Below are 12,126 nucleotides of genomic sequence, written 5' to 3' on the forward strand. Positions count from 1 at the left end.
GGTGTGATCCGAGGGGCCCTTAGGCATGAAGGGAGCCGAATCCTCCGTTTATGGCCCAGGCCACAAAATTCGTGGGTTCCTTATCCAGCCTTCACCGTGCTACAACAGGTCTACACCACTCAGTGGTGTAGACCACGCGGCGCCGACCGCGTTCCATCCGAGACGCCGCCGTCCACCCTTTTCCCTGTCCCCAGGCGGCGCCTTGCCCCCTGGAGGAAGTTGTGTCCACGGCCACCGCCGCTCCCGCGGCCGGAAAGAAGAAGGGCTCCGGCGCGATGGCTGTCCTGCAGCGCATCGGCCGCAGCCTGATGCTGCCGGTCGCCGTCCTGCCCGCAGCCGCGCTTCTGGTACGCCTCGGCAACACCGACATGCTGGGACGCCCGTCGTTCCCGACGTTCCTCACCAAGATCGCCGGCTTCATGGCGGCGGGTGGCAACGCGATCCTCGACAACATGGCGCTGCTGTTCGCCGTCGGCATCGCGATCGGCTTCGCCAAGAAGTCGGACGGCTCGACCGCCCTCGCGGCCGTCGTCGGCTACCTGGTCTTCAAGAACGTGCTCGCCACGTTCACCGACAAGAACCTGCCCAAGGTGGCCACAGCCGTCGACGGCAAGGTGGTCATGGTCGACGCCCCGGTGGACGCCAAGGTCCTCGGCGGCGTGGTGATGGGCATAGTCGTCGCCCTGCTGTACCAGAAGTTCTACCGGACCAAGCTCCCCGACTGGGCGGGCTTCTTCGGCGGCCGCCGCCTCGTCCCCATCCTCTCCGCCTTCGCGGGCCTGCTCATCGGCATCGTCTTCGGCTACATCTGGCCGGTCCTCGGCACGGGTCTGCACAACTTCGGTGAGTGGCTGGTCGGTTCGGGCGCCGTCGGCGCGGGCATCTTCGGCGTCGCCAACCGCGCCCTGATCCCCATCGGCATGCACCACCTGCTGAACTCCTTCCCCTGGTTCCAGGCGGGCGACTACCACGGCAAGAGCGGCGACATCGCACGCTTCCTCGCCCACGACCCGAGCGCCGGACAGTTCATGACCGGCTTCTTCCCGATCATGATGTTCGGCCTCCCGGCCGCGTGCCTGGCGATCGTCCACTGCGCCCGCCCCGAGCGCCGCAAGGTCGTCGGCGGCATGATGTTCTCGATCGCGCTGACCTCCTTCGTCACCGGCGTCACCGAGCCCATCGAGTTCACCTTCATGTTCATCGCGCCCGTGCTCTACGCGATCCACGCGGTCCTCACCGGCGTCTCCCTGGCGCTGACCTGGGCACTCGGCATGAAGGACGGCTTCGGCTTCTCCGCCGGCGCGGTCGACTTCGGCCTCAACCTCGGCATCGCGACGAACCCCTGGGGCCTCGTCCTGGTGGGCCTCTGCTTCGCGGTGGTCTACTACGCGGTCTTCCGCTTCGCGATCATCAAGTTCAACCTGCCGACACCGGGCCGCGAGTCCGACGAGGAACTGGCTGAACTGCAGAAGGCCGAGGCCAAGTAGCCCCGCCGCACATACGGGCGAAGGCCCCCGGAACCGACAGGGTCCGGGGGCCTTCGCCCGTATGTCTGCGTGCGTCCGCTCAGATCTCGTACGACACCCGAGGCGCCGCCAGCTCCACCGGACCCGCGAACGCGGTCCGCGCGTCCGCCAGATTGATCTGCGGGTCCGTCCACGGCGGGATGTGCGTCAGCACCAGCCGACGCGCCCCGGCACGGGCCGCCGTCTCGCCCGCCTCAAGGCCGTTGAGATGCAGATCCGCAATGTTCTCCTTGCCGTGCGTGAACGCCGCCTCGCACAGGAACAGATCGGTGTCCCGGGCGAGTTCGTCCAGAGCCTCGCTCACGCCCGTGTCCCCGGAGTACGTGAGCGACCTCCCACCGTGCTCCACCCGGATGCCGTACGCCTCCACAGGGTGGCGCACCTTCTCCGTGTGCACGGTGAACGGACCGATCTCGAACGTACCCGGCTTGACCGTGTGGAAGTCGAAGACCTCACTCATCGAGGAGGCCGAAGGAGTGTCCGCGTACGCGGTGGTCAGACGCTGCTCCGTGCCCTCGGGCCCATAGACCGGGATCGGAGCGGCACGGCCGCCGTCGTGGCGGTAGTAGCGCGCGACGAAATACGCGCACATGTCGATGCAGTGGTCGGCGTGCAGATGGCTGAGGAAGATCGCGTCGAGGTCGTAGAGACCGCAGTGGCGCTGCAACTCGCCAAGGGCACCATTGCCCATGTCGAGAAGCAGCCGGAAGCCGTCGGCCTCGACGAGGTAGCTCGAGCAGGCCGATTCCGCGGACGGGAACGACCCCGAGCAGCCGACGACGGTGAGCTTCATAAAGCTGGAACCTCCGCGCTGGCAGGAAGTGCACAGAGCAGATGCGGTGACCGGGAACCCGGAGCATGTACTCGGAGCAGATGTGGGAACGGGGGTCGTGCGGTCCGTCGAGCGTAAGGCGCAAAAGGGCCGGTCGCTCCTCTGCCAGGGGCCGTTGTGGGCGAACTCACCTGAGCTGTCACCGGTTCGGATGGATCGAACGAACACAGGCACGGACGGGTACTCCGGCCGCGGAAGCGGACGCAGAAGCGGAAGCGCCGGATGACGTACAAACAGACGGGAAGCGAACGCGCGTACCCGCCGGTACCTTCTTGGTATGGACACGTCCTGGTGGCTCGCGCTCGCGGCCGTCGTGCTGCTCGCACTCGTCGCGACCCTCGTCGACGGCTGGGGACGACGCGGCCGCCGACCGTCCGCCCGCACCCGCCCGCCGGGCCGCCCCCGGCAGCGCGGCGCCCGGCCGCAGCCCGCCGAGATCTGGTGGGCGAACGTCCCCTATGAGGACGGCCCCGGCGTGAAGGACCGACCCTGCCTCGTTCTGAACGTACGTGGCGACCGCGCCACCGTTGCCAAGATCACCAGCAAGTACCACGACGAACGCGCCGGAGTGATCCCCCTGCCCCCCGGAGCCGTGGGCGACGCCCACGGCCGCGCCAGCTTCCTCGAAACGGACGAACTCCGCGACGTACCCCTCTGGGACTTCCGCCGCCGCGTCGGCGTGGTCGACCCGGTCCTGTGGGACCAGGTCCGCTACCTGGCGGGATAGCCGCCGGTACGCGGGTGCCGTGAGAGGCACCGCCCCTCCTCGGGATACTGGTCCCATGACCCGCCTGATCCTCGCCACCCGCAACGCCGGAAAGATCACCGAGCTGCACGCGATCCTCGCCGACGCCGGCCTCCCGCACGAACTCGTCGGCGCCGACGCCTACCCCGACATCCCCGACGTCAAGGAAACCGGCGTCACCTTCGCCGAGAACGCCCTCCTCAAGGCCCACGCCCTCGCCCAGGCCACCGGCCTCCCGGCGATCGCCGACGACTCGGGCCTGTGCGTCGACGTCCTCAACGGCGCGCCGGGCATCTTCTCCGCCCGCTGGGCAGGAAAGCACGGCGACGACCGAGCCAACCTGGACCTTCTCCTGGCCCAACTGTCGGACATCGCCGACGAGCACCGGGGCGCCCATTTCGCGTGCGCGGCAGCACTCGCCCTCCCGGACGGCACGGAGCGGGTCGTCGAGGGCCAACTCCGCGGAACCCTGCGCCACGCCCCCACCGGCACGAACGGCTTCGGCTACGACCCGATCCTCCAGCCGGAGGGCGACACGCGAACGTGCGCCGAGCTGACCCCGGCCGAGAAGAACGCGATCAGCCATCGGGGGAAGGCGTTCCGGGCGTTGGCGCCGGTCGTAAGGGAGTTGCTCGGCTAGGCGCTCAACGCGCTCAGGCGCACAAGGCGCTGGTGCGGCCGGAGGGACTCGAACCCTCACGGGAGTTACCCCACTGGGACCTAAACCCAGCGTGACTGCCAATTCCACCACGGCCGCCCGATGCTGCCCGGCCATGCTATCGGCCGGGCAGCGCCCTCAGATCCCCAGATCCTTGATGATCTTCGCCACGTGGCCCGTCGCCCGCACGTTGTACAGGGCGCGTTCGACCTTGCCCTGCTCGTCCACGATGACCGTGGAGCGGATGACGCCCATGTACGTCTTGCCGTAGTTCTTCTTCTCGCCGTAGGCGGCGTAGGCCTCGGTGACGGTCTTCTCGGGGTCGGCCAGCAGGGTGACCTTGAGGGACTCCTTCTCGCGGAACTTGGCGAGCTTTTCGGGCTTGTCGGGGGAGATGCCGATGACGTCGTAGCCCGCGCCCGCCAGCACCTCCAGGTTGTCCGTGAAGTCGCAGGCCTGCTTGGTGCACCCGGGGGTGAGGGCGGCGGGGTAGAAGTAGACGATGACCTTGCGGCCCTTGTGGTCGGCGAGGGAGACCTCGTTGCCGTCGGCGTCGGGCAGGGTGAAGGCGGGGGCGGTGTCGCCGGGCTGGAGTCGCTCGCTCATCGGTACCTCACGTGGCCGGGTGGTGGGCTTGGTTACGGAACGAGCGTAATGGGGGTGCCGAGCGGTGCGTCGCGGCCCGAGCTGACAGACTGTCGAGGGCACAGAATCGGAAACACAGGACACGACCACGGAGGCTGCGCGGTGTCGGATACGTCGAGAGCGTCGGATATCAGGACTCCGGCGGAGATCGAGGCGGACATCAAGCGCCGCCGTGAGGTGCTCGCCGATACGCTCGACGAGATCGGCGTGCGGGTGCACCCGAAGACGATCGTCGGCGACGCGAAGGCCAAGGTCGTCTCCAACATCGACCACACGCTCGGGCGTGCGTACGTCGGGGTCAACCGGGTCGTCAGCGAGGTGAAGGGCCAGCTCGTCACCGAGGAGGGCGCGCCGCGGCTGGAGCGCATCGTGCCGGTGGCGCTCGTCGTGGTGGGGGTCGTGGGGCTGCTCGCGGTGGGTTCGCGGCGGCGCAAGGGCTGACCCGGCCGCGTACGAAAGACGTTGAGGCAGGTAGGTTCGGGGCGTGAGCGCCAATCGGGACAAGCACAGCACCCATGACGACAAGTTGCCCATCCGCATGCTGCACGACCGTGTGCTGGTGCGGCAGGACGCCGCCGAGGGCGAGCGGCGTTCCGGCGGCGGCATCCTGATCCCCGCGACGGCGGCCGTCGGCCGGCGCCTCGCCTGGGCCGAGGTCGTCGCGGTCGGGCAGAACGTGCGGACCGTCGAGCCGGGCGACCGCGTGCTGTACGACCCGGAGGACCGCGCCGAGGTCGAGGTGCGCGGCACCGCGTACGTGCTGATGCGTGAGCGCGATCTGCACGCCGTGGCCGCGGACCGTTTCGAGGGGTCCGAGGACTCCACCGGGCTGTATCTGTAGCGGGATCCGCAGCGGGTTCCAGGGGCTGGTGGCCCTCGTCACCAGCCCCTTTTGTCATTCCTTTGCTACCTTTGAGTGACCCGACGAGACGCGCCGTACCGGGCCTGCAAAGACGACGCACCCCCTGTTGATCCGTACACGGAGGTGCCTCTCATGGCCTGGGTTCTGCTGCTTGTCGCCGGTCTGCTGGAGGTCGGCTGGTCGGTGGGCATGAAGTACACCGACGGGTTCACCCGGTTGTGGCCCAGTCTGGGGACGGGCGTCGGTATCGCTGCGAGCATGCTGCTGCTGTCGTACGCGGCGAAGTCGCTGCCCATCGGGACGGCGTACGGCGTGTGGGTCGGGATCGGCGCGGCCGGGGCGGCGGCGTACGGCATGGTGGTGCTGGGGGAGCCGGCGACCGCCGCCCGGATCTTCTTCGTCTGTCTGCTGCTGCTGGCCGTGGTGGGGCTGAAGGTCACCTCCGGGCACTGAGACCCGGGGTGGCCCGGAGCTGGTCAGTCTCTTCTTGAGAGGGGGCGGAGCGGGCCGCCCGTCGTCGTGCCCGTCGTGCCGGTCGTTCCCGTCGAGGTGCCGCCGGTGTCCGTCGTGCCGCCCGTGGTCGTCGTACCGCCGTCGGTGGTGGCGCCGCCCGTGGTCGTGGTGCCGCCGTCCGTGGTGGTCCCGCCGTCCGTGCTGGTGCCGCCGTCGGTGGCGCCGCCGGTGGTCGTCGTACCGCCGTCCGTCGTGGTGCCGCCCGTGGTGGGGGTGGCGCCGGTGGTCGCGCCGCCGGTCGTGGGGGTGCCGCCCGGGGTCGGCGTGCCGCCGGTGGTCGCGCCGCCGGTGCCCGGCTGGGTGGGCTCGGTCGGCGGGAACTGCTGCTCGTCCGAGCCCTCCTGCGGTTCGAGGTCGAAGTCGGTGACCGGCTTGCCCTTGAGGGCGGTCTTGGTGAACTGCGCCCAGATCTGGGCGGGCGCCCCGCCGCCGTTGACGCGCTGCAGGCCCATCGCGCCGTACAGCGACTCGTGTTTGCCGGTGTCGGGGTCCTGGCCCATGACGGAGACGACGGTGGCGAGGTCGGGGGTGTAGCCCGCGAACCAGGCGGCCTGGTCCTCCTCCGCCGTGCCGGTCTTGCCCGCGGCGGGGCGGTCGGCGGCCTGGGCGGCGGTGGCGGTGCCGCTGTCGACGACGCTCTGCAGGATCGACGTGGTGGTGTCGGCGGCTTCCCGGCTGACGGCCTGCTTGGTGTTCGTCTCCGGGAGGCTGACGTCCGCCGCGCCCTCCTTGGTGATCTTGTCGACCATCGTGTACGTGCCGTGCTTGCCGTGGTTGGCGAGCGTGGCGTACGCCTGCGCCATGTCGAGGACGCTGGCGGTGGCCGGGCCGAGCGCGATGGAGGGGGAGGCGGTGAGGTCGGGGGTGTCGGAGGGGATGCCGAGGTCCTGCGCGGTGTCCTTGACCTTGTCGGGGCCGACGTCGACGGCCATCTGGGCGTACACCGAGTTCACGGACTTGTCGGTGGCGGTGCGCACGGTGATGTCGCCGTAGGAGACGCCGTCCTCGTTCTCGGGCGCGTACGAGCCGCCGGACCAGCCCTGCACGGGGCGTTCGTTGGTGCCGTCGTAGACCGTGTTCGGGGTGATGGTGCGGCCGTCCTGGGTCTCGGACCCGTTCTCCACGGCGGAGGTGAAGACGAACGGCTTGAAGGTGGAGCCGACCTGGTAGTCGCGGCGGGTGGCGTTGTTGACGTACTGCTTGGTGTAGTCGATGCCGCCGTACATCGCGAGGACCTTGCCGGTCTTCGGGTCGATGGAGACGCCGCCGGCGCGGACGTACTTGTCGACCTTGTTGTTCTTCTTGTCGAGCTTGTCCATCACCTGGTCGTTGACGGCCTCGACGAAGGCGTCCTGCTTGGACTTCTGGAGGGTGGTGGTGATGCGGTAGCCGCCGGCGCTGAGCGTGTCCTCGTCGATGATCTTGTTTTCGAAGAGGTAGTCGTTGACGGCCTTCACGAGGTAGCCGCGCTGCCCGGACATGCCCGCCGAGCCCTTGGCCTCCTTGGGCATGGGGAACTTGACGTTCGCGCGGTCGGCGGGGCTGAGCCACTTCTTCTTGACCATGCCGTCGAGGACGTAGTTCCAGCGGGCGAGGGCCGCGGACTTGTTCTCGGGGTGCGCGATCACGTCGTACTCACTTGGCGCGTTGAGCAGCGCGGCGAGGTAGGCGCCCTGGCCGACCGTCAGGTCCTGGGCGTCGACGCCGTAGTACGCCTGGGCGGCGGCCTGGATGCCGTACGCGTTGCGGCCGTAGTAGCTGGTGTTGAGGTAGCCCTCGAGGATGTCGTTCTTGCTCTGCTGGCGGTCGAGCTTGATGGAGATGAAGAACTCCTTCACCTTCCGCGTCGCGGTCTGCTCCTGGCCCAGGTAGTAGTTCTTCACGTACTGCTGGGTGATCGTGGAGCCGGACTGCTTGCCCTTGCCGGTGGCGGTGTTCCAGCCGGCGCGGAGCATCGCCTTGGGGTCGATCGCCGACTCGGTGTAGAAGTCGCGGTCCTCGGCGGCGAGCGTCGCGTGCTGGGCGACCTTGGAGATCTGCGCGAGCGACACGTTCTCGCGGTTGACCTCGCCGTCGCGGGCGAGCTGGCTGCCGTCCGCGTACAGGTAGACGTTGCTCTGCTTGGTCGCGGCGGCGTTCGCGGGCGGGATCTTCACCAGGTAGTAGCCGAGCGCGAAGAGGCCGATGAGCAGCAGGATCACGGTGATGAAGGTGACGAGCACCATCCGCCAGGTCGGGATGAGCCGGCGCCAGCCGGTGCGCTTCGGGCGCTTGGGCTTCTTGCCTGCCGTCCCCGGGGCCCCGGGGGCCGCCGCGGGCGGGGGAGCCGTCTCGGGCTCCCTGGGCGCCCAGCCCTGCGTCGGTTGCTGCGGCTGCGACTCGTCGCTCATCTGTTTGCCGGACTCCTGTTTTGCGTCGTACGTTCCCGTACGCCCTCGTCGTTCCCGTACGCCCTTGTTGTTCCGAACGCCCGCGTACGCGTTCTGCGCCCCCTCTTGAAGACTGTCGCACCAAGCGTTCCGTTCCCGGAGACCGGCGCGCACCGCATAACGAAACGGGGCGACGAAAATGCGTGGCACCCCGCGAGGCCCGCGGGCTAGGCTCCTGCGCTTCGGCCAAAAACGGCGGAGGAGGCCCTTTCCGTGGGGACAGGACGGTTATCAGGACGCTTGTACGGGGCCGTCGCGGCGGGTGCGTTCCGGCGGTACGCCACCTACCGGGTGGCCACGGCGGCCGGGATGTTCACGAACACCGTCTTCGGGCTGATCCTGGCGTACACCTACATCGCGCTGTGGGACGAGAGACCGCACCTCGGCGGCTACGACCAGGCGCAGGCGCTCACCTATGTGTGGCTCGGCCAGTCGCTGCTCGCGGTGATGGCCGTGATGGGCGGCGGCTTCGAGGACGAGCTGATCGAGCGCATCCGTACGGGTGACATCGCGATCGACCTGTACCGGCCCGTCGACCTCCAACTGTGGTGGCTGGCGCAGGACGCGGGCCGGGCGCTGTTCCAGCTGGCGGGGCGCGGCGTGGTCCCGCTGGTGTTCGGCGCGCTCGTCTTCGACCTGGCGCTGCCCGCCGATCCGTGGACCTGGGCCGCGTTCCTGGTGGCGGTGGTGCTCGGGCTGGCCGTGTCCTTCTCGATCCGCTATCTGGTGGCGCTCTCCGCCTTCTGGCTGCTCGACGGGGCGGGCGCGGTGCAGATCGCCTGGATCGCGGGGCTCTTCTGCTCGGGGATGACGCTGCCGCTGAACGTCTTCCCGGGCGCGCTCGGCGAGTTCGTCCGCGCCCTGCCCTGGTCGTCGCTGATCCAGGCACCGGCCGACGTCCTGCTCGGCCGGGCGGCGCCCCTGCCGACGTACGCCTTCCAGGCCGGGTGGGCCGTCGCGCTGCTGACGCTCGGGCGGCTGATCCAGTCGGTGGCGACGCGGAGGGTGGTGGTTCAGGGTGGCTAGTCCGGCGCGGACGGAGGCGGCCGACGGCCGGGAGGACGGCCAGGGACAGGGCCGGGAAAACGGCCGGGAAAACGGCCGGGCGAAGGCGTACGGCGGCCAAGAGACGTACGGCCAGGAGCGGGCGTACGGCGCGTATGCCCGCGCTCGCGACGGGCTGCGTGCCTACCGCATGATCGCCGCCATGTGGATCCGCTCCACGATGGCCTACCGGGCGTCCTTCACGATGACCATGCTCGCCAACTTCGCGGCGACCGCACTCGACTTCGCCACCATCCTGCTGATGTTCTCGCACGTCGACCGGCTCGGCGGCTACTCGCTGCCCGAGGTCGCCTTCCTCTACGGCATCGCCGGCACCGCCTTCGGGCTCGCGGACCTGTCCGTCGGCTCGGTCGACCGGCTGGGGCGGCGGGTGCGCGACGGCACGCTCGACACGCTGCTCGTGCGTCCGGCGCCGGTGCTCGCGCAGGTCGCCGCCGACCGCTTCGCGCTGCGCCGCCTCGGCCGGATCACCCAGGGGCTGCTGGTCCTCGGCTACGCGATCGCCGTGCTCGACATCGCGTGGACCCCGCTCAAGGTGCTGCTGCTCCCGGTGATGCTGCTCAGCGGCGGCGCGATCTTCGCGGCCGTGTTCGTCGGGGGAGCGGCCTTCCAGTTCGTGGCGCAGGACGCCGCGGAGGTGCAGAGCTCGTTCACGTACGGCGGCGGCACGCTGCTGCAGTACCCGCCGACCGTCTTCGCCAAGGACCTGGTGCGCGGGGTCACGTTCGTCGTGCCGATCGCCTTCGTCAACTGGCTGCCCGCGCTGTACGTGCTGGGGCGGCCCTATCCGCTCGACCTGCCGACGTGGGTCGCGTTCACGCCGCCGCTGGTGGCCGCCGGGTGCTGTGCGCTCGCCGGCCTCGCATGGCGCGCGGGACTTCGTTCTTACCGCAGCACGGGGAGCTAGCCGACGTGGACACCGAGTCCAGTACATTCATCGAACTCGACGGCGTCGAGAAGGTCTTCGACGTACGCAAGAAGACGGGTTTTCTGCGCAGTGAGCGGCGGCAGGTGCGGGCGGTGGACTCGCTCTCCTTCACCGTGGCGCGCGGCGAGATGGTCGGCTACATCGGTCCGAACGGGGCCGGCAAGTCGACCACCATCAAGATGCTCACCGGGATCCTGATGCCGAGCGGCGGCCGGCTGCGCGTCGCCGGGATCGACCCGTCCCGGGAGCGGACGCGGCTCGCGCAGCGCATCGGCGTCGTGTTCGGGCAGCGGACGACCCTGTGGTGGGACCTCCCGCTGATCGACTCGTACCGGCTGATGCACCGCATGTACCGGATCCCGGACGCCCGTTACCGCGAGAACCTCGACCGCTGCGTCGAACTCCTCGAACTGGGCGAGCTGTTGGACGTCCCCGTACGTCAGCTCTCGCTCGGCCAGCGCATGCGCGGCGACATCGCGGCGGCCCTGCTGCACGACCCGGAGGTGCTCTACCTGGACGAGCCGACCATCGGCCTCGACGTCGTCAGCAAGGCCAAAGTGCGGGAGTTCCTGCGGGACTTGAACGCCGAGCGCGGCACCACCGTGCTGCTCACCACACACGACCTCCAGGACATCGAGCAGCTCTGCTCGCGGGTGATGGTCATCGACCACGGGCGGCTGATGTACGACGGTGCGCTGGCCGGCCTGCACGAGGTGGGCGAGAGCGAGCGCACCCTCGTCGTCGACCTGGAGCGCGAACTCCCGCCCATCCAGGCCGAGTCGGCACGGGTCGTGAAGGTCGAGGGGCCGCGGCAGTGGCTGGCGTTCCCCGCGTCGGAGTCGGCGGCCCCGCTCGTGGCGCGGATCGCCGCCACATATCCGCTGGTGGACCTCTCCGTGCGGGAGCCGGACATCGAGGCGGTCATCAGCCGCATGTACGCGGAGAAGGCAACCTCGTAGGCTGAACGCCATGACCGACGACGCTGTGTCTTCCGGGGGCCGCGACGATGAGCGGTTGCCGCAGCAGGCCCCCAGGCCCCCCGCCCAGGAGCTCCGTGCCTCCGACGCCGACCGTGAACGAGTCGCCGAGGAGCTGCGGGACGCCCTCGCCGAAGGACGCCTCGACATGGAGGAGTTCGAGCAGCGGCTGGAGGCGACGTTCAAGGCGCGGACGTACGGCGAGCTGACGCCGATCACCCGCGATCTGCCCGGCGCGGCGGCCGTGGCGCCGGTGTCGATGGTCAAAGAGCCTGCCGAGAGCGGGAGTTGGGCCGGCCGGATCGTCGGTGGTGAGGGTTCGTCCGCGTGGGGTGTGGCGATCATGGGCGGGTTCCAGCGCAAGGGGCGCTGGACGGTGCCGAAGCGCTTCACCTCGTTCACGTTCTGGGGCGGCGGCGAGATCGACCTGCGCGACGCGAACTTCGCGGACCGGGAGGTCGTCGTCAACTGCGTCGCCATCATGGGCGGCGCGAACGTGATCGTGCCGCCCGGTGTCGAGGTCGTCGTCCGTGGCATCGGCATCATGGGCGGCTTCGACCACCGCGAGGAGGGCCGGGCCGGCGACCCGGGCGCCCCGCGTGTGATCGTCACGGGCTTCGCCTTCTGGGGCGGCGTGGGCGTCGAGCGCAAGCTGCCCCGCTCCGAGCGCCTGCGCCTGAAGGAGCAGCGCCGCCAGGAGAAGCTGGAGCGCCGGGAGGCCCGCAGGGAGCTGGAGGGCCGCTCCGACCACCCGGACGTACTGGACGACCTGTACGACACGGCGCGCGAGGCGCTCGAGGAGCACCGCGACCTGATCCGCGAGCGCCACGAGGAGCGCAGGGCGCGCCACGAGGAGCGCCGCGAACGGCACCGCGACCGCCGCGAGGACCGCCGCGGGCACCGCGACAGGCGCTGGGACGGCGAGTACTGAGCTGTGGCTCCCGGT

13 protein-coding genes, 1 tRNA gene and 1 riboswitch are annotated in these 12,126 nt (G+C 69.7%); of the genes, 10 read left to right on the forward strand and 4 right to left on the reverse strand.

Annotated elements, in window-relative coordinates; all coding sequences use genetic code 11:
* Positions 1 to 221: 221 nt before the first annotated feature.
* The gene (locus AB5J56_RS27800; protein WP_369236135.1) at positions 222 to 1,487 is read left to right on the forward strand and encodes a PTS transporter subunit EIIC; all 1,266 of its coding nucleotides are present in this window, start codon (positions 222 to 224) and stop codon (positions 1,485 to 1,487) included.
* A 79-nt stretch (positions 1,488 to 1,566) separates the two neighbouring features.
* On the opposite strand, the gene AB5J56_RS27805 is transcribed toward AB5J56_RS27800, so the two are convergent.
* Positions 1,567 to 2,319 carry an MBL fold metallo-hydrolase gene (locus AB5J56_RS27805; RefSeq protein WP_369236137.1) on the reverse strand — a complete coding sequence of 251 codons (753 nt, stop codon included), beginning with the start codon at positions 2,317 to 2,319 and terminating at the stop codon, positions 1,567 to 1,569.
* A 316-nt stretch (positions 2,320 to 2,635) separates the two neighbouring features.
* Between AB5J56_RS27805 and AB5J56_RS27810 the strand changes: the two genes are divergently transcribed.
* Both AB5J56_RS27810 and rdgB read left to right on the forward strand, forming a co-directional pair.
* Entirely contained in the window at positions 2,636 to 3,085 is a 450-nt protein-coding gene (locus AB5J56_RS27810) for a type II toxin-antitoxin system PemK/MazF family toxin (protein ID WP_369236139.1), read from the forward strand.
* Between the two features lie 55 nt (positions 3,086 to 3,140).
* The gene (gene rdgB, locus AB5J56_RS27815) at positions 3,141 to 3,743 is read left to right on the forward strand and encodes an RdgB/HAM1 family non-canonical purine NTP pyrophosphatase (protein ID WP_369236141.1); all 603 of its coding nucleotides are present in this window, start codon (positions 3,141 to 3,143) and stop codon (positions 3,741 to 3,743) included.
* A 30-nt stretch (positions 3,744 to 3,773) separates the two neighbouring features.
* On the opposite strand, the gene AB5J56_RS27820 is transcribed toward rdgB, so the two are convergent.
* Positions 3,774 to 3,860 (reverse strand) — tRNA-Leu (locus AB5J56_RS27820).
* Between the two features lie 39 nt (positions 3,861 to 3,899).
* The gene (bcp, locus tag AB5J56_RS27825; RefSeq protein ID WP_369236143.1) at positions 3,900 to 4,367 is read right to left on the reverse strand and encodes a thioredoxin-dependent thiol peroxidase; all 468 of its coding nucleotides are present in this window, start codon (positions 4,365 to 4,367) and stop codon (positions 3,900 to 3,902) included.
* A gap of 141 nt (positions 4,368 to 4,508) precedes the next feature.
* Here bcp and AB5J56_RS27830 point away from each other — a divergent pair, with 141 nt between their 5' ends.
* From AB5J56_RS27830 to AB5J56_RS27840, 3 genes are all read left to right on the forward strand, one after another.
* Positions 4,509 to 4,847, forward strand: coding sequence for a DUF3618 domain-containing protein (locus AB5J56_RS27830; protein ID WP_369236144.1), 339 nt, complete (start codon positions 4,509 to 4,511; stop codon positions 4,845 to 4,847).
* Between the two features lie 43 nt (positions 4,848 to 4,890).
* Positions 4,891 to 5,247: a co-chaperone GroES gene (locus AB5J56_RS27835; RefSeq protein ID WP_369236145.1), complete on the forward strand. Its 357-nt coding sequence runs from the start codon at positions 4,891 to 4,893 to the stop codon at positions 5,245 to 5,247.
* Positions 5,248 to 5,306: 59 nt separating this feature from the next.
* Positions 5,307 to 5,369: riboswitch (guanidine-III (ykkC-III) riboswitch) on the forward strand.
* Positions 5,370 to 5,400: 31 nt separating this feature from the next.
* On the forward strand, positions 5,401 to 5,721 hold the full coding sequence (locus AB5J56_RS27840) for a multidrug efflux SMR transporter (RefSeq protein ID WP_369236146.1): 321 nt from the start codon (positions 5,401 to 5,403) through the stop codon (positions 5,719 to 5,721).
* Positions 5,722 to 5,744: 23 nt separating this feature from the next.
* Here AB5J56_RS27840 and AB5J56_RS27845 read toward each other — a convergent pair whose 3' ends face one another.
* The gene (locus AB5J56_RS27845) at positions 5,745 to 8,171 is read right to left on the reverse strand and encodes a transglycosylase domain-containing protein (RefSeq protein WP_369236147.1); all 2,427 of its coding nucleotides are present in this window, start codon (positions 8,169 to 8,171) and stop codon (positions 5,745 to 5,747) included.
* A 279-nt stretch (positions 8,172 to 8,450) separates the two neighbouring features.
* Here AB5J56_RS27845 and AB5J56_RS27850 point away from each other — a divergent pair, with 279 nt between their 5' ends.
* The 4 genes from AB5J56_RS27850 to AB5J56_RS27865 are packed head-to-tail and all read left to right on the forward strand — an operon-like array spanning position 8,451 to position 12,111.
* Positions 8,451 to 9,236 carry an ABC transporter permease gene (locus tag AB5J56_RS27850; protein ID WP_369236148.1) on the forward strand — a complete coding sequence of 262 codons (786 nt, stop codon included), beginning with the start codon at positions 8,451 to 8,453 and terminating at the stop codon, positions 9,234 to 9,236.
* Positions 9,229 to 10,182: an ABC transporter permease gene (locus AB5J56_RS27855; protein ID WP_369236149.1), complete on the forward strand. Its 954-nt coding sequence runs from the start codon at positions 9,229 to 9,231 to the stop codon at positions 10,180 to 10,182. The genes AB5J56_RS27850 and AB5J56_RS27855 overlap by 8 nt, the downstream gene beginning before the upstream one ends.
* Before the next feature lie 5 nt (positions 10,183 to 10,187).
* Positions 10,188 to 11,162 carry an ATP-binding cassette domain-containing protein gene (locus AB5J56_RS27860; protein ID WP_369236150.1) on the forward strand — a complete coding sequence of 325 codons (975 nt, stop codon included), beginning with the start codon at positions 10,188 to 10,190 and terminating at the stop codon, positions 11,160 to 11,162.
* Between the two features lie 10 nt (positions 11,163 to 11,172).
* The gene (locus AB5J56_RS27865; RefSeq protein WP_369236151.1) at positions 11,173 to 12,111 is read left to right on the forward strand and encodes a DUF1707 domain-containing protein; all 939 of its coding nucleotides are present in this window, start codon (positions 11,173 to 11,175) and stop codon (positions 12,109 to 12,111) included.
* The last annotated feature ends 15 nt before the right edge of the window (positions 12,112 to 12,126 follow it).

It is taken from the genome of Streptomyces sp. R21 (genome assembly GCF_041051975.1).
GTDB lineage: Bacteria > Actinomycetota > Actinomycetes > Streptomycetales > Streptomycetaceae > Streptomyces.